This window comes from Sinomonas mesophila, assembly GCF_001999765.1.
GTDB classification, from domain to species: domain Bacteria; phylum Actinomycetota; class Actinomycetes; order Actinomycetales; family Micrococcaceae; genus Sinomonas; species Sinomonas mesophila.
Map to the genome: position 1 here is coordinate 75,431 of NZ_KV908331.1, position 26,428 is coordinate 101,858.

The 26,428-nt window shown below is 72.1% G+C and carries 27 protein-coding genes; 19 read left to right on the top strand and 8 right to left on the bottom strand.

What is annotated here, in order from left to right; genetic code table 11:
- Nucleotides 1–84 precede the first annotated feature (84 nt).
- Nucleotides 85–1,074, top strand: coding sequence for an alpha/beta fold hydrolase (locus BV907_RS10510; protein WP_077489709.1), 990 nt, complete (start codon nucleotides 85–87; stop codon nucleotides 1,072–1,074).
- An 86-nt stretch (nucleotides 1,075–1,160) separates the two neighbouring features.
- Here BV907_RS10510 and BV907_RS10515 read toward each other — a convergent pair whose 3' ends face one another.
- A complete protein-coding gene (locus BV907_RS10515) occupies nucleotides 1,161–1,982 on the bottom strand; it encodes an HAD-IIA family hydrolase (RefSeq protein ID WP_139346714.1) in 822 nt (273 codons plus the stop codon).
- Nucleotides 1,983–2,110: 128 nt separating this feature from the next.
- On the opposite strand from BV907_RS10515, the gene BV907_RS10520 reads away from it, so the two are divergent.
- From BV907_RS10520 to BV907_RS10580, 13 genes are all read left to right on the top strand, one after another.
- Complete coding sequence (locus BV907_RS10520) at nucleotides 2,111–2,515, top strand: TOBE domain-containing protein (protein ID WP_077489677.1); 405 nt, start codon at nucleotides 2,111–2,113, stop codon at nucleotides 2,513–2,515.
- 11 nt (nucleotides 2,516–2,526) lie between these two features.
- Entirely contained in the window at nucleotides 2,527–3,273 is a 747-nt protein-coding gene (gene modA / locus BV907_RS10525) for a molybdate ABC transporter substrate-binding protein (protein WP_245827907.1), read from the top strand.
- Nucleotides 3,251–4,063 carry an ABC transporter permease gene (locus BV907_RS10530; protein ID WP_077489679.1) on the top strand — a complete coding sequence of 271 codons (813 nt, stop codon included), beginning with the start codon at nucleotides 3,251–3,253 and terminating at the stop codon, nucleotides 4,061–4,063. The genes modA and BV907_RS10530 overlap by 23 nt, the downstream gene beginning before the upstream one ends.
- Nucleotides 4,060–5,205, top strand: a complete 1,146-nt coding sequence (locus BV907_RS10535; protein WP_245827908.1) for a sulfate/molybdate ABC transporter ATP-binding protein — start codon at nucleotides 4,060–4,062, stop codon at nucleotides 5,203–5,205. The genes BV907_RS10530 and BV907_RS10535 overlap by 4 nt, the downstream gene beginning before the upstream one ends.
- A gap of 91 nt (nucleotides 5,206–5,296) precedes the next feature.
- The gene (locus tag BV907_RS10540) at nucleotides 5,297–6,055 is read left to right on the top strand and encodes a LamB/YcsF family protein (RefSeq protein WP_077489680.1); all 759 of its coding nucleotides are present in this window, start codon (nucleotides 5,297–5,299) and stop codon (nucleotides 6,053–6,055) included.
- A gap of 59 nt (nucleotides 6,056–6,114) precedes the next feature.
- On the top strand, nucleotides 6,115–7,857 hold the full coding sequence (locus BV907_RS10545) for a 5-oxoprolinase subunit B/C family protein (protein WP_175637432.1): 1,743 nt from the start codon (nucleotides 6,115–6,117) through the stop codon (nucleotides 7,855–7,857).
- 15 nt (nucleotides 7,858–7,872) lie between these two features.
- Nucleotides 7,873–9,684 (top strand): acetyl/propionyl/methylcrotonyl-CoA carboxylase subunit alpha, encoded by a 1,812-nt coding sequence (locus tag BV907_RS10550; protein ID WP_077489682.1) that lies wholly within the window; start codon nucleotides 7,873–7,875, stop codon nucleotides 9,682–9,684.
- 45 nt (nucleotides 9,685–9,729) lie between these two features.
- Complete coding sequence (locus BV907_RS10555) at nucleotides 9,730–10,410, top strand: GntR family transcriptional regulator (protein ID WP_077489683.1); 681 nt, start codon at nucleotides 9,730–9,732, stop codon at nucleotides 10,408–10,410.
- A 252-nt stretch (nucleotides 10,411–10,662) separates the two neighbouring features.
- Nucleotides 10,663–11,328 carry a TrmH family RNA methyltransferase gene (locus tag BV907_RS10560; protein WP_077489684.1) on the top strand — a complete coding sequence of 222 codons (666 nt, stop codon included), beginning with the start codon at nucleotides 10,663–10,665 and terminating at the stop codon, nucleotides 11,326–11,328.
- 20 nt (nucleotides 11,329–11,348) lie between these two features.
- Nucleotides 11,349–11,753 carry a DUF1801 domain-containing protein gene (locus tag BV907_RS10565; protein ID WP_077489685.1) on the top strand — a complete coding sequence of 135 codons (405 nt, stop codon included), beginning with the start codon at nucleotides 11,349–11,351 and terminating at the stop codon, nucleotides 11,751–11,753.
- Nucleotides 11,754–11,805: 52 nt separating this feature from the next.
- Complete coding sequence (locus BV907_RS10570; protein ID WP_077489686.1) at nucleotides 11,806–12,357, top strand: dihydrofolate reductase family protein; 552 nt, start codon at nucleotides 11,806–11,808, stop codon at nucleotides 12,355–12,357.
- A 2-nt stretch (nucleotides 12,358–12,359) separates the two neighbouring features.
- On the top strand, nucleotides 12,360–12,803 hold the full coding sequence (locus BV907_RS10575) for a YbhB/YbcL family Raf kinase inhibitor-like protein (protein WP_077489687.1): 444 nt from the start codon (nucleotides 12,360–12,362) through the stop codon (nucleotides 12,801–12,803).
- Nucleotides 12,804–12,809: 6 nt separating this feature from the next.
- Nucleotides 12,810–13,781 (top strand): ribokinase, encoded by a 972-nt coding sequence (locus tag BV907_RS10580; RefSeq protein WP_077489688.1) that lies wholly within the window; start codon nucleotides 12,810–12,812, stop codon nucleotides 13,779–13,781.
- A gap of 2 nt (nucleotides 13,782–13,783) precedes the next feature.
- Here BV907_RS10580 and BV907_RS10585 read toward each other — a convergent pair whose 3' ends face one another.
- Nucleotides 13,784–14,170 (bottom strand): hypothetical protein, encoded by a 387-nt coding sequence (locus tag BV907_RS10585; protein WP_077489689.1) that lies wholly within the window; start codon nucleotides 14,168–14,170, stop codon nucleotides 13,784–13,786.
- Between the two features lie 174 nt (nucleotides 14,171–14,344).
- On the opposite strand from BV907_RS10585, the gene BV907_RS19340 reads away from it, so the two are divergent.
- Nucleotides 14,345–15,994, top strand: coding sequence for a helix-turn-helix transcriptional regulator (locus tag BV907_RS19340; protein ID WP_245827909.1), 1,650 nt, complete (start codon nucleotides 14,345–14,347; stop codon nucleotides 15,992–15,994).
- 51 nt (nucleotides 15,995–16,045) lie between these two features.
- Nucleotides 16,046–16,585 carry a PGRS-family protein gene (locus tag BV907_RS18360; protein ID WP_139346715.1) on the top strand — a complete coding sequence of 180 codons (540 nt, stop codon included), beginning with the start codon at nucleotides 16,046–16,048 and terminating at the stop codon, nucleotides 16,583–16,585.
- Nucleotides 16,586–16,691: 106 nt separating this feature from the next.
- On the opposite strand, the gene BV907_RS10595 is transcribed toward BV907_RS18360, so the two are convergent.
- Both BV907_RS10595 and BV907_RS10600 read right to left on the bottom strand, forming a co-directional pair.
- A complete protein-coding gene (locus BV907_RS10595) occupies nucleotides 16,692–17,879 on the bottom strand; it encodes a TerC family protein (RefSeq protein WP_077489691.1) in 1,188 nt (395 codons plus the stop codon).
- 268 nt (nucleotides 17,880–18,147) lie between these two features.
- On the bottom strand, nucleotides 18,148–19,653 hold the full coding sequence (locus BV907_RS10600; RefSeq protein ID WP_077489692.1) for an HNH endonuclease signature motif containing protein: 1,506 nt from the start codon (nucleotides 19,651–19,653) through the stop codon (nucleotides 18,148–18,150).
- Between the two features lie 276 nt (nucleotides 19,654–19,929).
- On the opposite strand from BV907_RS10600, the gene fbaA reads away from it, so the two are divergent.
- Together fbaA and BV907_RS10610 are read left to right on the top strand one after the other, a co-directional pair.
- The gene (gene fbaA, locus BV907_RS10605; protein WP_077489693.1) at nucleotides 19,930–20,952 is read left to right on the top strand and encodes a class II fructose-bisphosphate aldolase; all 1,023 of its coding nucleotides are present in this window, start codon (nucleotides 19,930–19,932) and stop codon (nucleotides 20,950–20,952) included.
- Between the two features lie 18 nt (nucleotides 20,953–20,970).
- Complete coding sequence (locus BV907_RS10610) at nucleotides 20,971–21,393, top strand: DUF3151 domain-containing protein (protein WP_077489694.1); 423 nt, start codon at nucleotides 20,971–20,973, stop codon at nucleotides 21,391–21,393.
- A gap of 327 nt (nucleotides 21,394–21,720) precedes the next feature.
- Here BV907_RS10610 and BV907_RS10615 read toward each other — a convergent pair whose 3' ends face one another.
- The 4 genes from BV907_RS10615 to BV907_RS10630 all read right to left on the bottom strand — a co-directional run bounded on the left by BV907_RS10615 (nucleotide 21,721) and on the right by BV907_RS10630 (nucleotide 24,674).
- Nucleotides 21,721–22,506, bottom strand: coding sequence for a Crp/Fnr family transcriptional regulator (locus tag BV907_RS10615; protein ID WP_245827910.1), 786 nt, complete (start codon nucleotides 22,504–22,506; stop codon nucleotides 21,721–21,723).
- Entirely contained in the window at nucleotides 22,503–22,922 is a 420-nt protein-coding gene (locus tag BV907_RS10620; protein ID WP_077489712.1) for a hypothetical protein, read from the bottom strand. The genes BV907_RS10615 and BV907_RS10620 overlap by 4 nt, the downstream gene beginning before the upstream one ends.
- Nucleotides 22,923–23,068: 146 nt before the next feature.
- Nucleotides 23,069–24,295, bottom strand: coding sequence for an NAD(P)/FAD-dependent oxidoreductase (locus BV907_RS10625; RefSeq protein ID WP_077489695.1), 1,227 nt, complete (start codon nucleotides 24,293–24,295; stop codon nucleotides 23,069–23,071).
- Between the two features lie 19 nt (nucleotides 24,296–24,314).
- Nucleotides 24,315–24,674 carry a non-heme iron oxygenase ferredoxin subunit gene (locus BV907_RS10630; protein ID WP_077489696.1) on the bottom strand — a complete coding sequence of 120 codons (360 nt, stop codon included), beginning with the start codon at nucleotides 24,672–24,674 and terminating at the stop codon, nucleotides 24,315–24,317.
- Between the two features lie 146 nt (nucleotides 24,675–24,820).
- Between BV907_RS10630 and BV907_RS10635 the strand changes: the two genes are divergently transcribed.
- Nucleotides 24,821–26,272 carry a purine-cytosine permease family protein gene (locus BV907_RS10635; protein WP_077489697.1) on the top strand — a complete coding sequence of 484 codons (1,452 nt, stop codon included), beginning with the start codon at nucleotides 24,821–24,823 and terminating at the stop codon, nucleotides 26,270–26,272.
- The last annotated feature ends 156 nt before the right edge of the window (nucleotides 26,273–26,428 follow it).

A 26,428-nucleotide genomic window follows, 5' to 3' on the forward strand; every position in this document is an offset into this window, starting at 1 on the left:
CGGAAGGCATAGGCGGCTAGCCGAGGCCGACCAGAGAGACATCCGAGGGCAACCGAGGGGGAGGACGGGACGGTGGACCCGGCCATGCTGCGGGCCGCGCTGCGGCTCAAGGCGTTCTCCCGCCGCGCCTTCCTCGGCGGCGTGACCGGCTCGGCGCTCCTCGCGGCGGACCTGTTCGTCACCCGTGAGGTGCAGAACCGGCGCCGACAGGTCGCGCTGCTCGAGCTCGCGGACGACGCCGCGCGGCAGCGCTTCCCGGACGCCTCCTGGATCCTGTTCCCCGGCTACAAGACGAGCTGGGAGGAGGCGCGGATCATCCTCGCCTCCCTGCGCGGCTCGCTCGCCGAGCGCGGGCAGCTCGCCGCCGTCGGCTACTCGAACCTGGGCCTCGATCTCGACGAGATTCTCGATGCCCTGCGCGCCTACGTGCGGCAGCGGCGCCTGCGGCGGCTCTACTTCTACGGGCACTCCTTCGGCGGCATGATCGCCACCGAGGTCGCGGCGCGGCTCCTCGCGGACGATGGCGTTCAGGTGCGCGTCATCCTGCTCGACTCCTCGCCCGCGTCGAAGTTCGACGTGCTCGACCAGGCGATGTTCTCCTCGATCGTGCACCTGTACGAGCTCGGCTTCCGCGTGCCGTCCGTGGTGCGGGGCGGGTATGAGCTCGGGGAGCGGATCGTGCACAAGAACGAGCGCACCTGGGGGCAGGTCGTGGACCAGACCCTCGAGCAGCTGTCGCCGCTCGCGCCCTCGAGCGTGCTCATCCAGAGCGAGTCCGAGTACATCTACCTGTGGGACGGGACCCGGTTCGAGAACGCGCTCGGCTCCGCGCAGATGGCATTCATCGGCAACCCGGGGGACCAGACCGTGGACTACGCCTCGGCCCGGTCCCGGTGGGGACGGTACTTCGGCGCGAACCTCGTGAGCTCCGACCTCCAGACCATCGGCGCCTTCCCCGCGCACGCGAGCCCCCAGTGGAGCGGCATCGTCTACAACCAGGTGCTGGGTCGGCTCCTGCCCGAGCTCCTGCCCCTCGCGCGCAGCATGGGAGGCGGCGGGGGCGGCGCCGGCTGACCCGCCCCCCGGTCCCGTGGGAGGTGACCCCGCAACGCTGGGAGGTGACCCCGCAACGCTGGGAGGTGACCCCGCGTCGTCGTGCGTCAGAGCTGCTTGAGCAGCTCCGCGACCGAGCCGACCACCTGGTTGGGTCGGAACGGGTAGGCCGAGATGTCCTGGCGCTGCGTGATGCCCGAGAGCACGAGCACCGTGTGCAGGCCCGCCTCCATGCCCGCGATGATGTCCGTGTCCATTCGGTCGCCGATCATCGCGGTCGTCTCGGAGTGGGCGTCGATCTGGTTCATGGCGGAGCGGAACATCATGGGGTTCGGCTTGCCGATCGTGTACGGCTCGCGGCCGGTGGCCTTCGTGATGAGCGCCGCGATCGCGCCCGTCGCCGGGAGGACTCCCTCGCGGGACGGGCCGGTCGCGTCCGGGTTGGTCGCAATGAACCGGGCGCCGGCGAGGATGAGCCGGATCGCCGTCGTGATCGCGTTGAACGAGTAGGTGCGGGTCTCGCCGAGCACGACGTAGTCGGGGTCGTGATCGGTGAGGATCACGCCCGCCTCGTGGAGCGCCGTCGTGAGCCCCGCCTCGCCGATGCAGTACACGCGCGCGCCCGGCATCTGGTCCTTGATGAAGACGGCCGTCGCGAGCGCCGACGTCCAGATGTTCTCCTCCGGGATGGACAGTCCCGAGGCCTGCAGCCGCGCCGCGAGGTCGCGCGGCGTGAAGATCGAGTTGTTCGTCAGGACGAGGAAGCGCCGGGACGTGTCGACCCAACGCTGGATGAGCTCGGGAGCGCCGGGGATCGGGTGGTTCTCGTGCACGAGCACGCCGTCCATGTCCGTGAGCCAGCACTCGATCTCCTGGCCGCTGCGGTAGACGGGATGTGCAGGCTCGACGGCGACGGGGGACTCGCTCATGGACGCTCCAGGGCTAGCGGGGCACGGACAGGACCAGTCTTCCATCCGCGGGCGCCGCCCTTCCCCTTTTCCGCGCATGCGGAGCAACATGCCACATGATCCCGCATATGCGGACATAGAATGGCCGTATGGCCCTCATCCGTATCGCAGAGGCGGCCCGCCTGCTCGGCGTGAGCGACGACACCGTGCGCCGCTGGGTCGACGCCGGCACGCTCACCGCCGCCAAGGACGACTCCGGCCGCGCCGCGGTCGACGGCGCCGAGCTCGCCGCCCACGCGCGGCGCACCGCCGCGGCGCCCGCCGATTCGGCCGGCGTCGGCCGCTCGGCGCGCAACCAGTTCGTGGGGCTCGTGACCGACGTGGTCCAGGACAAGGTCATGGCGCAGGTCGAGCTGCAGTGCGGGCCGCATCGCGTCGTCTCGCTCATGAGCGCCGAGGCCGTGCGTGAGCTCGGCCTCGAGCCGGGCAGCGTCGCCACCGCGGTCGTGAAGGCCACGGCCGTGATCGTCGAGACCTCGGGACGGAAGGCCTAGTGAAGCGCGCCGTGAGTGCCGCGCTCGCTGCCCTCGTTCTCTCGACCGCCCCGCTGCTGGCCGGGTGCACGCCGCCCTCGGGGGAGCGGTCCCTGACCGTGTTCGCCGCGGCCTCCCTCCGGCAGAGCTTCACGGAGATCGGCGAGGCGTTCGAGGCCGCGCACCCGGGCGTCCGGGTCGCGCTCAACGTCGCGGGCTCCTCCGACCTCGCGGCGCAGATCGCGCAGGGCGCGCCCGCCGACGTGTTCGCCTCGGCGGACACGACGACCATGGACAGGGTCACAGGGGCGGGGCTCGCTGACGGCGACGCGGCGGTGTTCGCCACGAACGTCCTCACGATCGCCGTCGCCCCCGGCAACCCGGACGGGATCACTGGACTCGCGGACCTCTCCCTGCCCGGGCTCCGGCTCGTGCAGTGCGCGCCGCAGGTCCCGTGCGGTTCGGCGGCGCAGGCCGCAGCCGCCCGGGCCGGCGTCGACCTGGCGCCCGTGAGCGAGGAGCCCACCGTCACGGACGTGCTCGGCAAGGTCATCTCGGGGGAGGCCGACGCGGGGCTCGTCTACGTCACGGACGTCCGGGGCGCCGGTGGCGCCGTCGAGGGCGTCGCGTTCCCCGAGTCGGCGGCTGCCGTGAACCGGTACCCGATCGCCGCCCTGCGCGGCGCGCGGGAGCCGGAGCTAGCACGCGAGTTCGCGGCCTTCGTCGCGGGGGCCGAGGCACGGAAGGTGCTCGAGGATGCTGGCTTCGGCGCGCCCTGACTCTCAGGCCCGCGGGTTCACGGGCCTCCCACGCTGGATCTGGGCCCCCGCAGCGCTCGGCGCGCTGTTCGTCGTCGTGCCCCCCGCCGGAATCCTGGCCCGCGTCGACTGGGCGGACTTTGTCCTGCTCGTGACCTCCGAGTCCTCCCTCGCCGCCCTTCGCCTGAGCCTGGGAACCGCCGCGGCGAGCACCGCCGTCGTCCTCCTCCTCGGCGTGCCGATGGCGATGGCCCTCGCCCGCGGCACCCTCCCCGGCCTGCGGGTACTGCGCGCGCTCGTGCTGCTCCCGCTCGTGCTGCCGCCCGTCGTCGGCGGCCTCGCGCTCCTGTACACCTTCGGGCGGCTCGGGCTCGTCGGCCGGTGGCTCGACGTCCTCGGCGTGCAGCTCGCGTTCTCGACCGCCGCCGTCGTCATGGCGCAGGCGTTCGTCTCGCTGCCGTTCCTCGTCGTGAGCCTCGAGGGCGCGCTTCGCACCGCGGGCGGGCGGTACGAGGCCGTCGCCGCGACGCTCGGGGCGTCCCCCACGCACGCGTTCCGCCGCGTGACGCTCCCGCTCGTGCTGCCGGGGCTCGCCTCGGGCCTCGTGCTCGCGTTCGCGCGCTCGCTCGGCGAGTTCGGCGCGACGCTCACGTTCGCCGGGAGCCTCCAGGGCGTCACGCGCACGCTCCCGCTCGAGGTGTACCTCCAGCGCGAGGCGGACCCGGACGCGGCCGTCGCGCTCGCCCTCCTGCTCGTCGCGGTGGCCGCCGCCGTCGTCGGCCTCGCCTACGGCCGCCGGGGCCTGCGGTGAGCGCGCCGCTCCTCGCGGTCGACGCGGGCGTCGCCGCTCGCGGCGTGCGGCTCGCCGTCGGCGTGGGGGACGGCGAGACGGTGGCCATCATGGGCCCGAACGGGGCCGGGAAGTCGACGCTGTTCGCGCTCTGCGCGGGGCTCCTGCGGCCGGACGACGGCGGAGTGCGGCTGGGCGGGCGCGTCCTCGCCGACCACTCCGGGGCGTGGGTCCCGCCCCACCGGCGCGGGATCGCACTGCTCGCGCAGGAGCCGCTCCTGTTCCCGCACCTGAACGCGCTCGAGAATGTGGCCTTCGCCCCGCGCGCGGCGGGGGCGTCGCGCCGGGCCGCGCGGGCCGCGGCGGAGCGCTGGCTCGCGGAGGTCGACGCCTCCGACCTCGCCGCGCGCCGGCCCGGCGAGCTCTCGGGCGGCCAGGCCCAGCGCGTCGCCATCGCGCGGGCGCTCGCCGCCGAGCCGCGCGTCCTCCTGCTCGACGAGCCCTTCGTGGCCCTCGACGTCGCCGCCGCCCCTGCCCTGCGGCGGCTCCTGCGGCGAGTCCTCGCCGGCCGGACCGCCCTTGTCATCACGCACGAACCGCTCGACGCGCACCTGCTCGCCGACCGCGTCGTCGTCCTCGAGTCCGGACGCGTCGCCGAATCCGGACCCACCGCTGAGCTGCTCGAGCGGCCCCGCAGCCGCTTCGCCGCCGGGCTCGCGGGGCTCAACTTCGTGGCGGGGCGGTCGACGGCGGTGGGCTCGGGGAACGCGGGCCGCCTCGCCGTCGAGGGGCTCGGCGAGGTCTCGGGCAGCGTGCCCGACGGCGTCGCGGCGCCGGCGGACGGCGAGGAAGCCGTCGCGGTGTTCCGGCCCGCCGACATTGCCGTCTTCCGGCCGGCGGATATCCCGCACGGATCGCCGCGCAACTCGTGGCGCGCCACCGTGCAGGAGCTCGAGCCGCGGGGCGTGCAGGTCCGCGTGCACTGCGAGGCCGGGCCTGCGCTGGGCGCCGTCCCGACCGGCGCGGTCCCGACCGGGGCGGGGCAGCCGGTGCGCCTCAGCGCCGATCTCACTCCCGCTGCCGCCGCCGAACTCGACCTCGCGCCGGGGCAGCCCGTCGTCCTGTCGGTCAAGGCGGCGGCCGTGTCGCTCTACGGCGTGTAGCCGTCCTCGGCGACCCCAGAGAAGAAATTGTTGAACAATCTGCCGATCTCGTGGATCATGGTCTCAGAACCACACTGAGACGGAGGTCACGATGACGGTCATCGACATGAACAGCGACGTCGGGGAGTCGTTCGGCGCGTGGACGATGGGCGACGACGCCGCAGTCTTCCGCCACGTCACGAGCGCGAACGTCGCGTGCGGGTTCCATGCCGGGGATCCGTCCGGCATCGCCGCCACGTGCCGCGACGCCGTCGCCGCCGGGGTCGCGATCGGCGCGCACGTAGGCTACCGGGACCTCGCGGGATTCGGGCGGCGATTCCTGGACTGCACGTCGAGCGAGCTCGCCGACGACGTCCTCTACCAGCTCGGCGCCCTCGATGCCCTCGCCCGCGCTGCGGGCGGCGAGGTCAGCTACGTCAAGCCGCACGGCGCCCTCTACAACACGATCGTGCACCACGAGGTACACGCCCAGGCCGTGGTCGACGCCGTCGCGGCCTTCCGCCCGGGCCTGCCCCTCCTGCTCCTGCCGGGCGCCGTCGCACTTGAGAAGGCCGCGGCGAAGGGCCTGCGCGCCGTCGCGGAGGCGTTCGCCGACCGCGCCTACAACCCCGACGGCACACTCGTCTCCCGCCGCGAGGAGGGCGCCGTCCTCCACGACCCCGAGGTGATCGCCAAGAACATGGTCCGCCTCGCGACCGAGGGCGTCATCGTGGCCCGGGACGGCTCCGAGCTTCGCCCCGGCGCCGAGAGCATCTGCGTCCACGGCGACACCCCCGGAGCGGTCGCAATGGCCGCCGCGGTCCGGTCCGCACTCGACGCCGCCGGCGTGACCGTGCGGAGCTTCGCGTGACCACGCGTTCCCGGGAGGTGACCCCGCATCGTGGGGAGGTGACCCCGCATCGTGGGGAGGTGACCCCGCATCGTGGGGAGGTGGGAGTGCAGGTGCGGTGGGCCGGCCCGCGCGGTCTGCTCGTCGAGCGTGAGGGGCCCGAGCCGCTCGAGGCCGTCCTCGCCCTCCATGGCCGCCTCGCCGCCGAGCCCCTCCCGGGACAGGTCGACGCCGTCGCCGCCGCCACGACCGTCCTCGTCACCTTCGCCACGGCCGAGCACGCCCGCGCCGCGCGCACTGCCGTCGTGCGGCTCGCCGAGGCCGGTCCGGGCGAGGCCGCCCGCGCCGCCTCGAGGCACGTCACGATCGAGGTCGTGTACGACGGCGAGGACCTCGCCGAGGTTGGCCGGCTCACGTGCCTCGGGGTGGACGGTGTCGTCGCGGCGCACACGGGCCAGGTCTGGACGGCCGCGTTCGGCGGCTTCGCGCCCGGCTTCGCCTACCTCGTGGGGGAGGACCGTCGGCTTGACGTGCCCCGCCGCAGCACGCCGCGCACCGCCGTCCCCGCCGGCGCGGTCGCCCTCGGCGGCCAGTTCTCGGCCGTGTACCCGCGGCAGTCTCCGGGCGGCTGGCAGCTGATCGGCCGCACGTCCGCCGCCATGTGGGACCTCGGCCGCGACGAGCCGGCCCTCGTCCGCCCCGGCGACACCGTCAGCTACGTCGCGGTGCGCGAGCAGGCCGTGCTCACCGCCGAGCCGGCCTCCGCCAAGGGGCCGGACTCCGGCCCTGAGCCGGCATCCGCCGCCATCCCGGCGCACGACGCCGTGTCCTCGGCTTCCGCTGCCGGGCCGGCGCACGACGCCGCCGGGCCGGGCCTCGTCGTCGTCACGCCGGGGCTGCAGTCGCTCGTGCAGGACCTCGGCCGCCCGGGCCTCGGGGACCTCGGCGTCCCCGCCGCCGGCGCCGCGGACGAGGCCTCGGCGCGCCAGGCCAACCGGCTCGTGGGCAACGAGCCGGGCGCGGCCGTGGTCGAGAACCTCCTCGGCGGCCTCGCGGTCCGGGCCGAGGGCGATCTGGTCCTCGCCCTCGCGGGAGCGCCTGCACCGCTCGCGATCCGCGATGTCGAGGGCGCCGTCCTCCGCCGGCCCGCCGCCCACGTCCCCTTCGCGCTCCTCGACGGCGAGGTGCTCGAGCTCGGCGCCCCCACGGCAGGCCTGCGCTGCTACCTCGCGGCCCGCGGCGGCCTCGACGTTCCCGAGGTGCTCGGGAGCCGCTCGGCGGACACCATGTCCGGCCTCGGCCCTGCCCCGCTCGCGGCCGGCACGCGGCTGCCCGTCGCCCGGCCGGCCGCTCCGCTCGCCGCCGTCGGCGCGCCCGAGCCGCCCGCCGTCGTCGTGCCTGATGCCGGAACAGCGGGACGCGGTGAGCAGCCGTCCGAGCTCCGCGTCGTCCTCGGCCCGCGCGATGACTGGTTCCCGACCGAGTCCATCGCGGCGCTCACCGGCCAGGACTGGATCGTGACCGAGCAGTCCAACCGGATCGGCGTGCGCCTGCGGCCCGCGAGCGCCGACGAGTCCGGGGACGGCGCCGCGGGCCGGCCGCTCGAGCGCTCGCGCGAGGGCGAGCTCGCGAGCGAGGGCGCCGCGACGGGCTCGCTCCAGGTCCCGCCGAGCGGCCACCCCGTCCTGTTCCTCCCCGACCACCCGGTGACGGGCGGCTACCCGGTGATCGCCGTCGTTGTGCCCGAGGACCTCCCGCTCGCCGCCCAGACCCCGCCGGGGGCGCGCCTCCGGTTCCGCATCACCGACCCCGGCCAGACCTGAAGAAGGATCCCGCTCATGAAGAAAGTCCTGATTGCCAACCGCGGGGAGATTGCCGTGCGGATCATCCGCGCGTGCTCGGACGAGGGGCTCGCCTCCGTCGCGGTCTACTCCGAGCCCGACGCCGACGCCCTGCACGTGCGCCTCGCCGACGAGGCCGTGCCGCTCGGCGGCGTGACGAGCGCCGAGAGCTACCTCGACATGGCCAAGGTCATCGACGCGGCCCGGCGGTCCGGCGCCGACGCCGTCCACCCGGGCTACGGCTTCCTCTCGGAGAACGCGGACTTCGCCCAGGCCGTCGCCGACGCCGGCCTGACGTGGATCGGCCCGTCCCCGGAGTCGATTCGGACGCTCGGGAACAAGGTCACCGCCCGCGAGATCGCCGTCCGGGCGGGCGCCCCGCTCGTGCCCGGCAGCGACGGCCCCGTCGCGGACGCTGCCGAGGTGCGCGCCTTCGCCGAGGCGCACGGCCTCCCGGTCGCCATCAAGGCTGCGTTCGGCGGCGGCGGGCGCGGGCTCAAGATCGCCCGGCGGTTGGAGGACATCGAGGACGCCTTCGGCTCCGCCGTGCGGGAGGCCGTCGCGGCGTTCGGGCGGGGCGAGTGCTTCGTCGAGCGCTTCCTCGACCGGCCCCGGCACGTCGAGGCGCAGGTCCTCGCGGACATGCACGGAAACGTCGCCGTGCTCGGCACCCGCGACTGCTCCCTCCAGCGCCGCCACCAGAAGCTCGTCGAGGAGGCCCCGGCGCCGTTCCTGAGCGATGCGCAGCGCCGCGAGATCCACGACTCGGCCCGGCGGATCTGCCGTGAGGCCGGATACCACGGCGCCGGGACGGTCGAGTACCTCGTGGGCGTCGACGGAACCATCAGCTTCCTCGAGGTCAACACGCGCCTCCAAGTCGAGCACCCCGTCACCGAGGAGGTCTTCGGCGTCGACCTCGTGCGGGAGCAGTTCCGCATCGCCGCCGGCGCAGTCCTCGACCTTCCCGAGGACCCGGAGCCGCGCGGCCACGCGTTCGAGTTCCGGCTCAACGCCGAGGATCCCGCGCGCGGCTTCCTCCCAGCGCCGGGCGCTGTGGAGCGCTTCGAACCGCCCACGGGCGCGGGCATCCGCATCGACACGGGCGTGCGCTCGGGCTCGACCGTCCCCGGGGAGTACGACTCGCTCATGGCCAAGCTCATCGTCCGCGGCGAGGACCGCCAGCAGGCGCTGCGCCGCGCCCGGGCCGCCCTCGACGAGATGGCGATCGAGGGCATCCCGAGCGTCCTGCCGTTCCACCGCGCCGTCGTCCGCGCCCCCGAGTTCTCCTCGGCCGAGCGCCTCGGCGTGTACACCACGTGGATCGAGACCGAGTTCGCCGAGCCGCTCGCGGCCTCGCCCGAGATCGCCCGCACCGCCCCGGACGCCGCCCGCACGACCCTCACGGTCGAGATCGACGGCCGCGCCGTGCAGCTCGGCCTGCCCGCGCGCCTCTACGACGCGCTGCTCACTGGAGGGGGAGCCCGTGGCGGAGCCGGGGCGGCGGGCGGGGCCGGATCGGCGGCGGGCGCGGCCGGAGCGGCGGCGGGCGCGGCCGGATCGGGGGCAGGCGTCGGTGCCGGCTCCGGCGCGGACGACGACGGCGAGCTCGCCTCGCCGATGTCGGGCTCGCTGGTCGCGTGGCTCGTCGAGGACGGCGCCGAGGTCGAGGCGGGCCAGCCCGTCGTCGTGCTCGAGGCGATGAAGATGGAGACGACCGTGTCCGCGCACCGCGCCGGCACCGTGGCGAGGAGCGCGCTCGAGCCGGGCGGCGCCGTCGTGCGCGGGCAGGCGCTCGCCATGATCGGCTGACGGCAGCGGCGGGCCCCGGGGGGCCGGCCTCGGTAGATTGGTGGCATGCCGATGAACGCCGCCCTGGAGGGGATCGAGAGCTCGCACGCGACCCACGCGCACACCGGCGCGTGGGTCGCTGCCGTGCTGCGCGAGCGGATCTCCGCGGGCAAGCTCCCACCGGGCACGAAGCTCTCCGAGCAGGCCCTCGCGGAGGCCCTCAAGGTCTCCCGGAACACGCTGCGCGAGGCGTTCACGGTTCTTGCCGGCGAGTCGATGGTGCAGAGGATCCCCAACCGGGGCGTCTTCGTCGCCTCGCCCGGCGCCGACGACGTGCGCGAGATGTACCGCGTCCGGGGCCTGATCGAGCCTGCCGCCGTCCTGTGGGGCGAGCCGGACGAGGCCGACTTCGCGGCGATGGACGCCGTCATCGCCCGGGCGCGATTGGCCCTCGCCGAGGGCTCCGTCCCCGGCATGGCGGACGCCAATCAGGAACTGCACAAGGCGATCGTCGCCACGACGCGCAGCGCCTCGCTCCAGGAGCTCATGGAGCGAGTGCTGGCCGAGATGCGCCTAGTGTTCCACGCGATGGCCACGACGCCGGACTTCCACAGCCACTACGTCGAGCGGAACGCGGCGCTCGTCGACCGTATCCGGTCCGGCGAGCGCGAGGGGGCCGCCGCGGATCTGCGCGAGTACCTCGCGGCCGCCGAGCACGAGCTCCTCGTGCACATCGGCGCGGCGTGACGGGGGCGGGGCGTGACGGGGGCTGGGTGTGACGGGGGCGGGGCGCAGCGCGCAGAGTTCCCCATCCTTGCCACCGGACTTCCCCATCTTTGGCCTTCAATTGGGTCGATGAAAGCCTGAGGATCCGCGGAATCATGCGGATCCCTCCGCCGACGCCGTCCGGGGGTCGGGGCAAAGCTGGGGAGTTCGGTACACAAAGCTGGGGAGTTCGGTACGCATCGACGCGTGCCGCGGAGCCCCTACGCTTGTCCGGTGACAGAAAAGCGTGAGGAGAGCGGCCGTCCTGAACACACTCGCGTCGCGGTGCATCAGGTCGGCGTCGGACCGTGGGAGGGCCCATGGCCCGAGGGCGACCACTGGGACCCCGAGCTCCTAGCGCACGGCGACCGCCGCAACGTCCTGGACAGGTACCGCTACTGGAGGCACGAGGCGATCGTCGCCGAGCTCGACACGCGTCGGCACGAGTTCCACGTCGCGATCGAGAACTGGCAGCACGACCTCAACATCGGCACGGTCGTGCGCACCGCGAACGCGTTCCTCGCCAAGGAGGTGCACATCATCGGACGACGGCGGTGGAACCGGCGGGGCGCGATGGTCACCGACCGCTACCAGCACGTCCGGCACCATCCCACCGTCGAGGACTTCGTCGACTGGGCCCACGCCGAGGGCCTGCCGATCCTCGCCGTCGACCTCTTCCCCGACTCCGTCCCGCTCGAGACCTACGAGCTCCCCCGCCGCTGCGTCCTCGTCTTCGGCCAGGAGGGCCCCGGCCTGACGCCTGAGGTGCACGAGGCCGCCGACGCGACGCTCTCGATCGAGCAGTTCGGCTCGACCCGCTCGATCAACGCCGCCTCGGCTGCCGCGATCGCGATGCACGCCTGGGTGCGCCGCCACGTGTTCGGGCAGCGCGTGGAGTGAGGAAGAAATACCCTGAGCGCATGGCCGAAGCGAAGACCCACCCCACGGACGTCCCCGTCGCCGAGTTCCTCGCCGCCGTCGAGCCAGCCGGCAGGCGCGAGGACGGGTTCATCCTCAAGGAGCTGTTCGACCGCGTCACCGGCGAAGAGCCCGTGATGTGGGGCCCTTCGATGGTGGGCTACGGCACCGAGCACTACACGTACACGACCGGCCGCGAGGGTGACTGGTTCGCCGTCGGCTTCTCGCCGCGCAAGGCGAGTATCTCCCTCTACGGCCTCCAGCGGCCGGGGAACGAGCAGCTCATCGCTGGGCTCGGCAAGGCCAAGCTCGGCGTCGCCTGCATCTGGGTGGGGCGCCTCGGCACGATCGACCTCGGCGTGCTCGAGGAGCTCATCGCACGGTCCTGGGCGGCAGCACGGGGCTGACATGCGTCGGCTGGTCCTTGGAACTGTCGGACCCTCTCGATAGGGTCGAGCCATGGGCCAGATTCAGGTACACGAGTTCATCGCGCTTGACGGGGTCTTCGAGAATCCCGCGTGGACGGCCGAATGGTGGCCATGGGATCCGCGGATGGAGCAAACCGTCGGCGGCATCACGGCGGCTTCGACGGCGATCCTCCTGGGCCGGACAACCTACGAGATGTTCGCGCCGGCGTGGTCCACCCGCACGGCAGAGGAGGACCCGGGCGCCCCGTTCTTCAACGAGACCCCGAAGTATGTCGTGGCGTCGAACGAGTTGACCGTGGACTGGAACAACTCGCACTGGATCGGCCCGTACAACCCCGACGAGATCCGCCGGCTCAAGTCCGAGACCGAGGGCGACATCTACATCAGCGGCAGCGGGCAGCTCGTGCGCGCTCTCCTCGCGGACGGCCTCGTCGACCAGCTCCACCTCTTCGTCTACCCGATCGCCCTCGGCAAGGGCGAGAAGCTCTGGGGCGAGGGCGTCGACTCGACGAAGCTCGCGCTCAAGGACTCCGAGGCGTACAGCAACGGCGTCGTGCACCTCTGCTACGGACCGGCGCAGTAGCCGTGTTCGCGCTCAGCTCGGCGTCCTTCGCCGACGGGCAGGAGATGCCCCAGAAGCACGGCAACAAGGTCCAGAACGTCTCGCCCGAGCTGTCCTGGACCGACCCGCCGGAGGGCACCCGCTCGTTCGCGCTCTCCGTCGTGGACTGGCACCCCGTCGCGCGGGGCTACGTCCACTGGCTCGTCGTCGACCTCCCGGCGGATGCCCGCGGCCTCGAGGAGGGCGCCCACGACGCCGGCCTGCCGGGCCGGGCGCGCGAGGTCGCCCCCTACGCGGGGCCGTTCCCGCCGGCCGGGACGCACGACTACGACTTCATCCTCTACGCGCTCGACACCGAGCACGCCGATGTCCGGGGCAAGGGCGACCTCAAGCACTTCCTCGCCGCCGTCGAGCCGCACGCGCTCGCGACGGCCAAGCTCGTCGGGAAGTTCACGAAGCAGGGGTAGACGCGCGTGAACCGCGTCGTCGTCGTGGGCTCGCTCAACGCCGACCTGACCGTGTACTGCCCGCGGCTGCCGAAGCCGGGGGAGACCATCGCTGGCTCCGGCACGGCACTCGGTCCCGGCGGGAAGGGCGCCAATCAGGCCGTTGCCGCGGGCCGCTCGGGCGCCGACGTCGTGCTCGTCGGCGCCGTGGGCGACGACGCCAACGGCGCCATGCTGCGCGACGCCGTCGCCGACGCGGGCGTCGACGTGACGCACGTGCGCACCGTCTCCGGCGAAGCCACGGGCATGGCGATCATCACCGTCGACGACTCCGCCGAGAACTGCATCGTCACGACCGCGGGCGCCAACGGGCTCGTCTCGGCGGACGACGTCGGGCTGGCGCAGGAGGCGTTCGACGGCGCCGCCGTCGTGTGCCTGTGCCGCGAGGTGGCCGACGACGCCCTCCTCGCCGCGGCCCTCGCGGCCCGCGAGGCGGGCGCGACGGTGGTGTTCAATGCGTCGCCCTCCGGCGACCTCGCGCCCGAGCTGCTCGACGCCGTCGACATCCTGCTCGTCAACGCCCACGAGGCGGCCCAGCTGCTCGGTGGCTCAGGCCTTCCCGCTGCCGGGCTCCAGAGTGCGGCGGAGCGGGCCGAGGCGTGGGAGGCCGCCGTCGACGGCCTCGCCGCCCGCGGGGTGCGCTGCGCCGTCGTGACGCTCGGCGCGGGAGGCGCCGTCGTGCTCGACGCCGGGGCGCCGGCGGGGCAGCGGGTGGTGCCGATCGCGCCCCTGCGCGTCGAGGCCGTCGACACGACCGGCGCGGGAGACGCGTTCACGGGCGCTCTGGCCGCGCGCCTCGCGGCTGGCGACCCCCTCGCCGAGGCCGCGCGCTACGCGGCCGTCGTCGCCGCCCTCGCGACGACGGCCAAGGGCACCCAGGCCGCTTACCCGCTGCGGGATGAGGTCCTCGCCCGGCTGGCTGAGGGCCGTCTGGGCTGAGCTCACCCGACGGGGACCGCGGCCCGAGTGAACCCGGCAAGCTGCCGGGAGAACTGGGCCAGAGGCTCGCCGGCCTCCTCGTACCACTGGGTCATGACCGCCGGGGGCTGGCCCAGCGCCACGGCATAGTTGACGGACTCGAGCCACGACCCGGAGTCGGCGATGTGCTTGGCGGCGATGGACATGTGGTTGGCCATCGACTCCGCGTCGGCATGGACCTGGAGGCTCGTGATCTGCCGGCCCGCTTCGTCGGCGAAGAGCTGGAAGACGAGCATCCTGGGCTCGCGGGCCTCCACGAGACGGGCGACCTCGCGGGCCGCCTCCAGCGCCTCGTTGAAGTGCCCAGCGCGGACGGTGAAGGTGCTGAGGTAGATGAACGGCTCGGACATGACGGCCTCCTCGGGTCGGGACCCGCCCTGTGCGGATCACCTTCAGGGTCCCGCCCGCTCCCCGCCCCGGGCATCGGCAGGTGGGGCCGATTCCGGCCCTGCGCGGTGGGTAGTTCTGCCCATTCCGCCGGTGCCATAGTGGTGTCTGGGCCATAGTGGTGGCTGGAGGTTGACGTGGCTGACGCAGCAGTCCATCTGGCTCACGCGCGGGAACTCCGCCGGAACTCGGAGTGGGGCCCGGCCTGCGATGAGTTCCGTTTCGCGGGAGGCGTTCCAGAGCTCGACGTGGAGGACCTCGAAGGCTTCGCCGAGTGCGCCCAGATCCTCGGGCTCCGCTCCGAGGCCGTGGCGGCACTGGAACGGGCGTTCGCGCTCCGCATGGCCGCCGGGCAGGCCCGCGAGGCAGAGTCCTCCGCCTTCTGGCTCTGGGAGGCGTACGCCCTGAACAACGAGTTCGCCCGGGCGAACGGCTGGATGGCAAGGGTCCGCGAACTCGGCGAACTGAGCGGTGAGTGGCACGAGCATGGCTGGTTTCTCATCACCATGGCCTTCGGGCGCATCGGGGCCGGCGACTACGGCGGGGCGCGAAGCGTCCTGGCCCGGGCCCATGAGGAGGCCGTGGCCGCCGCCGACCCCGATCAGCTCGCCTTCACGACGCTCCTGAACGGTCGAGCCCTCATCAAGTCCGGCCGCCTGCGGGACGGACTCGAGCAGCTGGACGGGGCCATGCTCCGGGTCCTTTCAGGTGAGACTTCGCCCCGCGTGACGAGCCTCCTCTACTGCGCCGCGATCGGCGTGTGCCATCAGGAGGCCCGCGAGGCGTCCCGCGTCCGCGAGTGGAGTGCGGCCCTCGGGGCGTGGCTTGACCGCATGCCCCGGTTCGGCGGCCCTTTCTACGGCAATTGCCTCACCTACAGGGCGGTCTCCCTGCGGGCGGCAGGCAGATGGGCCGAAGCCCTCACCGTGCTCGAGGACGCAGTCCGGGGGCTCGCAGAAGGCTCTGCAGGCCGCCTGATCGGCCACGCCCGCTATGAACTCGGTGAGTCGCACCGGCTCCTCGGGCATGTGGCTGAGGCAGAGGCTGCCTACAGGGCCGCGGCGTTCTCCGGAGGCCCGACGCAGCCCGGGCTCGCCCTCCTCAGGCTCTCGCTCGGCGACGTCGCGGCCGCCCTGGCCGGGATGCGGCGGGCGCTGGGCGAGTCGGAGCTGCCGGCGGCGCGCGTCGAGCTGTTGCCTGCCGCGGTGACAGTCTTCATCGCCGCAGGCGTGCTGGACGACGCGCGCGCAGGCGTGGCAGAGCTGGGCGCGCTGGCCGAGTCCTTTGACTCCGAGAGCGTCCGCGCCGCGCAGGCGCAGGCGGCGGGTGAGCTGGCGGTGGCCACCGGGGACTGGCAGGCCTCCCTGCCCACGCTGCGGAGGGCGGCCGACCTGTGGCGAGCCCTCGACGTGCCCTATGAGGCGGCCCGGACGTCGGTTCTGCTCGCCTCCGCCTACCGCGCCGTCGGCGACGAGGAGGCCGCTATGCTCGAACTCGGCTCGGCCCGGGAGGTCTTCTCCCGCCTCGGCGCTGGGACCGATCTGGCCGTCGTGGAGCGCCTGCTCGCACCGGATGGGGCGCCCTACAGTCTCAGCCCCCGCGAGGTCCAGGTGCTCCGGCTGATCGTGCGCGGCCTGACGAACCGGGCCATCGCGGGAGAGCTGTTCCTCAGCGAGCGGACCGTCCACCGCCACGTGAGCAACATCTTCGACAAGCTCGGCGTGAGCTCGCGGACCCAGGCCGCGACCCGGGCCCTGGACCGCGGCATCGTGGGCCTCGCCGAGTGAGTCGCCGCCGTGTCGCCAGAATTGTCGGCGGGCTGCGGTTAGGTTGACCCCATGAAACGCAGCTACATGGCTTTGGGGGTTGCTGCGGTCCTGCTGACCGGATGTGCCCCCGCAAGTCCCGCACCGCACTCCGCCTCTCCAGCTACGACGTCTGAAACGTCGACTCCTTCGGTCACACCCACTCCTTCGGCTACGCCCACGCCTACCAAGACGAGCGCGGCCGACGCCACGGCAATCGCCGAGCGGATCAAGACCGGCGTTCCCAGCATTACGGGCATCACAACGGTTACTGAGACGAACGATTCGAACCAGCTGATTGGCCGCCCTGGCCAATACACGTCCGCAGCGTGGGTCGCAGATTCCGGAGCAGTTGTTGGGGCTACTGGTGCTGACGGAGGCGCAGTCGTTGAGGTCTTCGCGACAGAAGCCGACGCGGCGGCCCGCTCGATATACATTCAGGAGACGCTCACGAGGCTCGGCCCCGCCTTCGGTACTGAGTGGCATCACCTGTCCGGAGCAACGCTTCTGCGGGTCAGTGGCAAGCTCGCTCCCAGCGTCAACGAGCAGTACAAGCTGGCCTTTGTCTCGTAGGAGCCCTGTCTACAGGTCCATGGCATGAAACGCCGCCGGGCGGCCACCCGAAGGTGACTGCCCGGCGGCGTGCGTCTGCTGGTCGTGCGTCCTGCGGGACGTCCGGCTAGCGAGCCAGGAACTCCGCGTGCTTCGCGTGGGCCTCGGCGAGCTTCTCGCGGATCTCCTCGATGTCCTTGACCTTGTCGCTGTACTTCTTGTCCAACGCCTGGATGGCCCGCTCCTCCTCCATGAGATCGCGGTACACGCGCTCGCGCTCGGCGGAGTCGGTCGTGTACTCGAGGTCGAGGTAGCTCTCGGCGTGGCGGCGTGCGTTGTTGACCACTGCGTGCGCCTTGCCGGCCTTGCTGAGGAGCGAGGCGAAGATCGTCACGAGCAGGACGCCGATGATCACCGAGAGGGACAGGCCGGTCGTGATCTCGAAGACGTCGACGTGCTGGCCGCCGTTGACGAACGGCAGGGTGTTCTCGTGCAGCGCGTGCAGGACGAGCTTGACGCCGATGAACGCGAGGATCGCGGCGAGGCCGTACGAGAGGTAGATGAGGCGGTCCAGCAGGCCGTCGAGGAGGAAGAACAGCTGGCGCAGGCCCATGAGCGAGAACGCGGTGGCCGTGAACACGACGTACGGGTTCTGCGTGAGGCCGAAGATCGCGGGGATCGAGTCGAGGGCGAAGAGCAGGTCGGTGCCGCCGATCGCGATCATGACCAGGAGCATCGGGGTCAGGACGCGCTTGCCGTTCTCGATCGTGAAGAGCTTGTCACCGTCGAAGTGCTGCGACGTGTGCAGGTACTTGCGGGCCAGCCGGATGATGAAGTTGTCGGCCTCCTCCTCGCCGGAGTCCTCGGGCTTGAGCAGGTTGCCCGCCGTGATCAGCAGGATGATGCCGAAGACGTAGAAGATCCACGAGAAGCTGTTGATGAGCGCGACGCCGAGGACGATGAACGCCGCGCGCGCGATGAGCGCGAACACGATGCCGAACAGCAGGACTTTCTGCTGGTCCTCGCGCGGCACGCGGAAGCTCGCCATGATCACGAGGAACACGAAGAGGTTGTCCACGGAGAGGGCGTACTCCGTGATGAAGCCGGCGAAATACTCGCCGCCCATGTCTCCGCCCCCGAAGATGAGCACGAGGATGCCGAACACGATCGCGGCGCCCACGTAGATCGACGACCAGATGGCGGCCTCTTTGAGGCTCGGCACGTGGGCCTTGCGGATGTGGAAGAAGTAGTCGAAGGCCAGAAGCCCCAAGATCAGAACGATCGTGATGCCCCAGACAAGGGGTGAGACGGACATAGAGAAGGGTCCCTTTCGCAGGTAGGCACTATCGCCTAGGCACTATCGCCACAAGTCTCTCCACCGCCCCGTGAATACCTGGGTTGGCCGCTGCACCCGGCCGGGCTCCCGCGCCCGACGTGCTGACGTATGCAGCGCTTGGGATACTCCCCTGCGCAGTGTCCAGTGTAGGGGCAGGCTCACGCACGCCGCAAAACCGGGCGGCGCCTACAAGGTCGGGCGGGACAGTTCGCAGGTCAGGACGGCGGCGGGTCAGGACGGCGGTGGGTCAGAACGGCGGCGGGTCGTTGCGGATGACGGACGACGGCGCGGGGTCGCCGCTGGCGGGGGCGGGCGCCAGGGGCGGCGGTGCCGCCTTGGGTGGTTCGGGGCCGAGGATGTGGCTCCGGTTCATCGCCTCGGCCGGATACCGCCGCCCGAGGAGCGTCTCCCACACCAGCTCTCCGCTCACCTTGGCGTTGTCCCCACGCTCGGGGTCCGCGGCCGCCTCGCGACGCAGATGGAATAACGCGAGCGACTTGAGGGCGTGGTGCTTGCGGCACAGGAGGGCCAGATTCTTCGCGTCGGTCGTGCCGCCGTCCTGCCATTCGATCGTGTGATCGACCTCGGACCGATGGGCGGCACAGGTGCAGTTGGGCACGATGCAGGTCCCGTCGCGATATTCGATGAAGCGCCTCAGCCCGGCCGACGGTCGATAGGCCGTGCGGCCAAGGCTCAGCGGGACGCCCTCCACATCGGTGAGGAGCCGCTCCCAGGTCGGGGCGGCCGCGGCGAGCTGCCGGGCGGTCGTCGCGTCGATGACGCCGTAGCCCTCGAGCTCGGCGACGTCGTCCGAGGCGCCGAGCAGGACGGCCACCGGGATGTGCACGACGATCTCGGCCCTGATGCGCCCGATGAGTTCCTCCATGCCGGCGATCGGCTCGGCCAGGGCCTCGGGGGTGGGTTCGGCCTCAGAGCCTTCGGCTGCCCGCCCCGTGGCGGTGAGCGCGAGCTGGGCGAGCGCGTCGGCCCGCAGCTGCGGCAGCGTCCGGAGTTCGTCCTCGGGGGGCTGTGCCGCCCGGGCCAGCGCGTCGATGCGCTCGTACATCGCGAGGCCGGTCTCGGCGGGCAGGAGGGCGGTCAGGGAGCACATGCCGTCGTCCTCGGGCCGGAACCACACCCCGCGGTCGGCCCGTGCCCGCGCCCTGCGCGTGACGATCGACTCGGGATGGCGCCGTTCCCGCAGGTTCCGCACGATGGTGCGGAACTCGCTCGGGGTCCGGAGGAGACCCCTCCTCGAGCGCAGCTTCGTCAGGGCCTCGATGCCGAAGGCCTGCGCGGCCTCCTCGGGCAGCGTCGCGGCCTGCTCGACGACGACGCGCGCGTGGGCCTCCGTGATGTCGCCGGAGGCCAGCGCCTCGTGGACGCCCGGATGCGTCGCAACGAGAGCGGTGGAGAAGTTCAGGGTGCGTGCTGCGACGGCCTCGGAGGTCCCGTAGACGAGCGCCAGCTCGGAGACGGTCGCCGCGTGGGCGAGGTCCCCACCGAGTCGGGTCGGCTGGCCGTCCCGGCCCTCGAGCGGCTGCTCGGCGATGTTGTCGTTCATGGCGGTGACGAGGAGGGCCGCGAGGCTCGCCCTGAAGGCATCGAGATCGGCAAGGGCCGCGAGTCCGCGCGCGGCACCCTCGGCGGTGTCGAAAGTGCGGGCACCCATCCAGAGGGCCCCATGGAGGACTCCGGGGTCGCGGGAACTGAACACGAGCGCATCGGCCGGCGCGACGGCTTCGACGGACACTGGCACCCCTCCCCGAATCTCTTCCTGCGCACTTCTCTCTCCTGGCACTTCCCAATCTCGAATATATCTTCGATACTAGTCCCATGGAACGGAATGTTCTAGAGCTATCTTCGATCTCCTGGAATGCCGCGGGGGCCCAGCGAACGGGCCCCAGCCCGCCGTCGTCCGTCATGTGTGAGAGCGGGCACGCCACCGGGGCGGGGCCTCGCTAGGATGGGCAGTGGCCAGCACGCGCACACCGCGTGGACCCATGTGGACCCAGATCGAGGAGCCCTTATGCCTATCGCCACTCCCGAGAAGTACGCCGAGATGATCGACGCCGCCAAGGCTGGCGGCTTTGCGTTCCCGGCGGTCAACGTCACCTCGTCGCAGACCCTCAACGCGACGATCCGCGGCTTCGCCGAGGCTGGCTCCGACGGCATCATCCAGGTCTCCACGGGCGGCGCCGCCTACTGGTCCGGGGCGTCGGTCAAGGACATGGTCGCCGGCTCGCTCGGCTTCGCCGCGTTCGCCCGCGAGGTCGCGAAGAACTACGACGTCAACATCGCCCTGCACACCGACCACTGCCCCAAGGACAAGCTCGACGGCTTCGTCCTGCCCCTGCTCGAGGCCTCCGAGGCCGAGGTGAAGGCCGGCCGCGACCCGCTGTTCAACTCCCACATGTGGGATGGCTCGCACGAGCCGCTCGACGAGAACCTCCGCATCGCCAAGGACCTCCTGGCCCGCACCTCCGCCGCGAAGATGATCCTCGAGGTCGAGATCGGCACGGTCGGCGGCGAGGAGGACGGCGTCGAGAACGAGATCAACGAGAAGCTCTACACGACGGTCGAGGACGCCCTCGCGACCATCGAGGCCCTCGGCGCCGGCGAGAACGGCCGCTACATCACGGCCCTGACCTTCGGCAACGTCCACGGCGTCTACAAGCCGGGCAACGTCAAGCTCCGCCCGGAGCTCCTCAAGGACATCCAGGAGCAGGTCGGCGCGCGGATCGGCAAGGCCAACCCGTTCGACCTCGTCTTCCACGGCGGCTCCGGCTCGAGCGCTCAGGAGATCGCCGATGCCGTCTCCTACGGCGTCATCAAGATGAACATCGACACGGACACGCAGTACGCGTTCACCCGCCCCGTGGCCGGCCACATGCTCGCCAACTACGACGGCGTGCTCAAGGTCGACGGCGGCCTGGGCAACAAGAAGACCTACGACCCGCGCGTGTGGGGCGCGAGCGCCGAGGCCGGCATGGCCGCGCGCGTCGTCGAGGCCGCGCAACAGCTCGGCTCCGCCGGCAAGTCCATCAAGTAGCCGGGAGCCGGGGGACGCATGAGCGACGAGTTCCGCACCAACCTCCTCGGCCCGGAGCCTACGCGGCTCCCGGCAGAGTCGGAGGTCTACCAGGGCCTGGCCCTCGGGCACAGGGCCGAGGACCTCGTGGCCACGCACCCGGAGTCCTCGCTGCTGTGGGCGATCCTCGCGGAGGAGGCGTGGTCCGAGGGCCGCACGATCGAGTCCTATGCGTTCGCCCGCGTCGGCTACCACCGCGGCCTCGACGCCCTGCGCCGCAACGGGTGGCGCGGGGCCGGGCCGGTGCCGTGGGAGCACGAGCCGAACCAGGGCTTCCTCCGCGCGCTCTATGCCCTCGGCCGGGCGGCGTCCGCGATCGGCGAGGCTGACGAGCCCGAGCGGATCGAGAAGTTCCTCGAGGGCTCCGACCCGACGGCGAAGGCCGCGATCGAGGCGCTGTGAGGCGCTAGGCACGGTGGGCTGACTCCAGCTTCGCATCTCAAGCACGACGGCGAGTGGCCGGCTTCCGCACGGAAGCCGGCCACGCGCCGTCGTGCTTCTGTGGGGGGCTCCGCCTACTCCAGGCCCATCGCGTGGCGGACCTCGACGACGACGCGGTGCATCGACTCCTCGGCATCGACGGCCTTGCCACCAGCGACCGCGGCGGCGGTGTTCGGGCTCGCGAGCTTGGCCGGCTAGCAAGCGCCGCTCGGCACGGCGCACGACGGCGCCCGGTCCCCTTCTGGGGGCCGGCCGCCGCCGCGCTCGCTTGTGGAGTGGGAAGAGGAGTCAGGAGGTGCGCCGGGCTGCCTCCCGTAGGCCCCTCATGCCCAGCACGAGTATCCGACCGCGGCCCTGCCGGATCAGCCCTTCGGACGCCAGCTCGCCCATAGCCTTGCTCGTGGCCTCCCGAGTGGCGCCCAGCAGCCCGGCGAGCTGCTCGTGTGTAAGCCGGATGGCGGGCGGGAGGCCGAAGCGGGACGGTGGAGCGGTCTCGGCCAGCTCCAGCAGCATCGACGCGGTCCGGGCGGTCAGCGGGCGGAGGGCCAGGTCTGCCAGTCGGGCCTCCAGCCGCACGACCTGGTCGGCGAGCAGGCGTGAGATGCGGACCGCGATGCGGGGGTCGGAGAGGAGATGGGCCTCGACGTCGGCGGCGGTGAGCTGGCAGATCAGCGAGTCCTCGATCGCCTCGGCGTAGTTGTCGTACATGCGCTGGCCTACCAGCAGCATCTCGCCGAAGACGGCGCCCGGCTCCAGGATCGCCATGGTCAGCGCCTTGCCGTCTTCGGCCAGGCGGAAGATGCGCACCCGGCCCTGCTTCAGGATGAACAGGGCATTCATGGGCTCGCTCTGGCTGTAGATGGTCTCGCCCCGGGCGAACCGGCGTAGCGGCACCATCCGCCCGAAGGCGTCCATCTCCTCAGGGGAGAGGTCGGCGAAGAGGTCGACCTCCCTCAGGCAGGTGAAGGTCTGGGGTGATGGCAGCATCTCCGGCACGCTCTCCTCATGGTGCGGCGCCCAGACCGGGCTCCGATCCAAGGAGTCCGCCGTCTGGGCGTCGCGGGCCTGGTTCACGCGTGGCTCTTGAGCACCCGCGTCGCGGTCAGGGCCAGAATAGCTCCGTACGCGAGGTGCCCCAGCAGCGACATGAGGTTGGTCCCGTCCACCATGAACAGCGGCATGCCGAGAATCGCCGGCATGATCACCAGCGGCCCGAGTACCCACCAGACCACGCCATAGGCGAGGCCCACGAGCACCGCGCGGCCGTAGCCGGACAGCAGGCGGGCGAACGGCACCGTCAGGCCCCAGCCGATCAGGACCGAGATGACCAGATGGACACCGAAGCCGACCCACAGGGAGGACGACCCGACCATGGCGGCGACCATCGGCAAAATGCCCACCATCGCCATCAGCACACCGAACACCAGGCCTCCGGCGAGACCCCCGAGGGCCCCGGCCAGCAGACGCCGGCCGAAGGCCCCCAGGCCCACCCGACCCGGGTACGCAGCAGCATGAGACTGTGACACTTGGATTCTCCCTTCGCATTCCAGCTTGCCCTCTAACCGTAGGAAGGGCCGTCCCGCCGTTTCAGCAATCCAGGACACACAGCGCTGATCTGCCTGCGCGGATGCAGTCTCTAGCGTGCGCGCCGCCTCAGGTCGTCCCCGGGATCCGCGAGGGTCTCCGGATCCACCACCGTCCCGCGGTCGATGATGCGCCGCGCCGCCTTGATGAGCAGCCCGCCGTCCACGGCCGCGCACCCGAGCAGCCGCCCGTCCTCGGCGAGCCGGAAGGCGGCGGTGGGCACGCCGTCGTCCGTGCGGCGCACGAGGACCTCGCCGGGCCCCGCGAGGCTGCCGACAGACTCGACATGCACCCCGTGCCGGTCCGACCAGAACCACGGCGCGCCGAACTCCGGCGGGGCCTGGCCGAGCAGCCCAGCCGCCGCGGCCTGGCCCGAGCGCACGGCGGCCTCCCAGTGCTCCGCGCGCCGGGCGAGGGTCCCGTCGGGGCGCCGCAGCCGGGTGGCGTCGCCGGCGGCGAACACGGCCGGGTTCGAGGTGCGCTGCGCGGCGTCGACGAGCACGCCGTCGTCGACCGCGAGGCCTGCGGCGGCCGCGAGTGCTGTGTCGGGCACGACGCCGATGCCCACTACGACCGCGTCGGCCTCGACCGCTGTGCCATCGGACAGGGTGAGGTGATAGGTGCGGTGTGCGGCGCCGCCGCTCCCGGTCTCGATCCGCTCCGGGACCGCCGTCAGCACGCGGACGCCGTGCTCGGCATGCTGGGCGTGCAGCCTTCGGGCGAGCGCCTCGCCGACGGCGGGGACGAGCGGAGGGTCGAGCGGCTCGATGAGCGTCACCTCGGCGCCCAGGACGGCGGCCCCCGAGGCGGTCTCGGCCCCGATGAGCCCGCCGCCGACGACGGCGATGCGCGCCCCGGGTGCGAGCGCGGCGCGCAGCCGCTCGGCGTCGCCGAGCGTGCGCAGAGTCAGGGCCGCATCGCCGCCGGGCACGCGCAGCGGGCGAGGGAGCGCGCCCGTGGCGAGGACGACGGCGTCGGCGGCGAGGAGGCGCCCGCCGTCGAGCTCCACCGCGCCCTCGGCGGGGCGCAGGGCCGCGGCGCGGGCGGCGTGCAGCTCGACGCCGTGCTCGGTGTACCAGGCCTCGGGCGCGAGCCGGAGGCCCGCGGCATCCTTGGTGCCGAGGAGATAGCCCTTGCTCAGCGGCGGCCGGTCGTAGGGCAGGCCCGAGGGGTCGACGAGGCCGAGGGCGCCGTCGTAGCCGCGGGCGCGCAGCTCGGCCGCGGCGCTGTAGCCCGCGACGCCGCCGCCCACGACGACGATGCGGCGGGGAGAGGCCATAGGGCTGCTGCCCTGCGTCTCACTGCCCAGGGCAGGCGTCCGGGTCGGCGTCGGTGCCGGGGAACAGGACGACCTGACCGTCCCGGACCTCGACCCGGTGCGTGCGGGCGTCCTCGGTCGCGGGGAGGCCCTTCACCTTGCCGCTGCGGAGGCTGAACATCGAGGAGTGCAGCGGGCACTCGACGTCCTCGCCCTCGATCCAGCCGTCCGCGAGGGACGCCTCCTCGTGCGTGCACGTGTCGTTGAGCGCGAAGAAGCAGCCGGTCTCGGTGCGGAAGACGGCGATGGGCTCGTCGAACCCCGACTCCTCGGGCTCCACGACCTTCGCGGTGCCCTCCTCGATGTCCTCCGTGCCGCCGACGACGATTCCCTCGCTCATGCGTTCCACTCTACCGAGGCGGGCTGGGAGCCCGGTCCACGCCCGCGAGTCTGGGACTCCGGACGCCGTCGGCGAAACACCCATAGATCTATCAGGGGGCGGTGCTGTGACATTGACTACATTCCGTTTTATCCCGAGGAGTCATCATGGCTGGTGCAGCCGTAGAAACCCGATCCATCGACATGGTGCCCAAAGGCGAGCGCCATGGCCGGCCGTGGGGGCAGTTCACGCTGTGGTTCGGCGCCAACGCCCAGATCACGGCCATCGTCGACGGGGCGCTCGCCGTCGTGTTCGGGGCCGATGCGTTCTGGGCGATCGTCGGCCTGCTCGTGGGCAACGTCCTCGGCGGGATCGTCATGGCCCTGCACTCGGCGCAGGGCCCCAGGCTGGGCCTGCCCCAGATGATCTCGAGCCGCGCCCAGTTCGGCGTCTACGGCGCCGTGATCCCGCTGGTCCTCGTGATCCTCATGTACATCGGCTTCGCCTCGACCGGCACCGTCCTCTCCGGGCAGGCCATCAACCTCGTGCTCGGCACGAACGTCCCCGCCGTCGGCATCGTCATCTTCGGCGCGGCCACCGCGGTCCTGGCCATCCTGGGCTACAAGTACATCCACGCCATGGGCCGCGTCGCGACGGTGCTCGGCCTCGCGGGCTTCCTGTACCTCACAGTCGTGACGTTCACGCGCTACGACATCTCGCAGGCGATCTTCATCAAGCCCTTCGAGCTGCCGACCTTCCTCATCGCCGTCTCGCTCGCCGCCGGGTGGCAGCTGACCTTCGGCCCGTACGTCGCCGACTACTCGCGCTACCTCCCGCAGGACACCCCCGAGAAGCGCACGTTCTGGTACACCTTCGCCGGCTCGGTGGGCGGCGCCCAGTGGGCCATGACCCTCGGAGCGCTCGCGGGCGGCCTCTCGGCCGCGGGCCTCGGCGGCGACTTCATCAAGAACCAGGTCGGCTACATGGGCGACCTCGCCGGCGGCGGCATGCTCGCCCTTGCCGTCTACCTCATGATCGTGACCGGCAAGCTCACCGTGAACTGCCTCAACGCGTACGGCGCCTTCATGTGCTCGGTGACGATCTCGACGGCGTTCACGCGCCGGGCGGGCGTGCGGCCGATCGTCCGAGCCCTGTTCGTCATCGCCGTGATCGCCGTGAGCGTCCTCATCGCGCTCCTCGCGACGAAGGACTTCCTCAACGTCTTCAAGAACTTCGTCCTGCTGCTGCTCATGGTGTTCACGCCGTGGTCGGTCATCAACCTCGTGGACTACTACAAGGTCTCCCGCGACCGGCTCGACATCCCCGCGCTCTACTCTCCGGAGGGTCGCTACGGGAAGTGGAACCTCGTCGCGCTCGTCTCCTACGCGGTCGGCGTCGTCGTCCAGATTCCGTTCCTCGCCCAAGCGATGTACACGGGGCCGATCACGAAGCTCCTCGGCGGGGCGGACATCTCGTGGATCGTGGGCATCGCCGTGACGGCGGCCGTCTACTACCCGTGGGCGACGGCGACCAACCGCGCTCCCGCGGAGACGATCTATCCGCCCGAGGCGGAGTCTGAGACCGGAGCAGGGGCCGTGGAGGTCCGCGCCTCGGCCTGACGACGGCGTCCGCCCCGGGCGATCCGCCTTCTGAGCCTTCGGGGTACGCATCTCGTCGGGATTATGCCCTTTCTGGTACAGATCTCGGCGGGTTTTCGGCGATTCGGGTACACCGCGCACGACGACGGCGGGCGGCTTCCGCGCGGAAGCCGCCCG

Coding starts and splice junctions, on each gene's coding strand:
- BV907_RS10510 (WP_077489709.1), top strand. CDS start 85: ATGCTGCGGGCCGCGCTGCGGCTCAAGGCGTTCTCCCGCCGCGCCTTC.
- BV907_RS10515 (WP_139346714.1), bottom strand. CDS start 1,982: ATGAGCGAGTCCCCCGTCGCCGTCGAGCCTGCACATCCCGTCTACCGC.
- BV907_RS10520 (WP_077489677.1), top strand. CDS start 2,111: ATGGCCCTCATCCGTATCGCAGAGGCGGCCCGCCTGCTCGGCGTGAGC.
- BV907_RS10530 (WP_077489679.1), top strand. CDS start 3,251: ATGCTGGCTTCGGCGCGCCCTGACTCTCAGGCCCGCGGGTTCACGGGC.
- BV907_RS10540 (WP_077489680.1), top strand. CDS start 5,297: ATGACGGTCATCGACATGAACAGCGACGTCGGGGAGTCGTTCGGCGCG.
- BV907_RS10550 (WP_077489682.1), top strand. CDS start 7,873: ATGAAGAAAGTCCTGATTGCCAACCGCGGGGAGATTGCCGTGCGGATC.
- BV907_RS10555 (WP_077489683.1), top strand. CDS start 9,730: ATGCCGATGAACGCCGCCCTGGAGGGGATCGAGAGCTCGCACGCGACC.
- BV907_RS10565 (WP_077489685.1), top strand. CDS start 11,349: ATGGCCGAAGCGAAGACCCACCCCACGGACGTCCCCGTCGCCGAGTTC.
- BV907_RS10570 (WP_077489686.1), top strand. CDS start 11,806: ATGGGCCAGATTCAGGTACACGAGTTCATCGCGCTTGACGGGGTCTTC.
- BV907_RS10585 (WP_077489689.1), bottom strand. CDS start 14,170: ATGTCCGAGCCGTTCATCTACCTCAGCACCTTCACCGTCCGCGCTGGG.
- BV907_RS18360 (WP_139346715.1), top strand. CDS start 16,046: ATGAAACGCAGCTACATGGCTTTGGGGGTTGCTGCGGTCCTGCTGACC.
- BV907_RS10595 (WP_077489691.1), bottom strand. CDS start 17,879: ATGTCCGTCTCACCCCTTGTCTGGGGCATCACGATCGTTCTGATCTTG.
- fbaA (WP_077489693.1), top strand. CDS start 19,930: ATGCCTATCGCCACTCCCGAGAAGTACGCCGAGATGATCGACGCCGCC.
- BV907_RS10610 (WP_077489694.1), top strand. CDS start 20,971: ATGAGCGACGAGTTCCGCACCAACCTCCTCGGCCCGGAGCCTACGCGG.
- BV907_RS10625 (WP_077489695.1), bottom strand. CDS start 24,295: ATGGCCTCTCCCCGCCGCATCGTCGTCGTGGGCGGCGGCGTCGCGGGC.
- BV907_RS10630 (WP_077489696.1), bottom strand. CDS start 24,674: ATGAGCGAGGGAATCGTCGTCGGCGGCACGGAGGACATCGAGGAGGGC.
- BV907_RS10635 (WP_077489697.1), top strand. CDS start 24,821: ATGGCTGGTGCAGCCGTAGAAACCCGATCCATCGACATGGTGCCCAAA.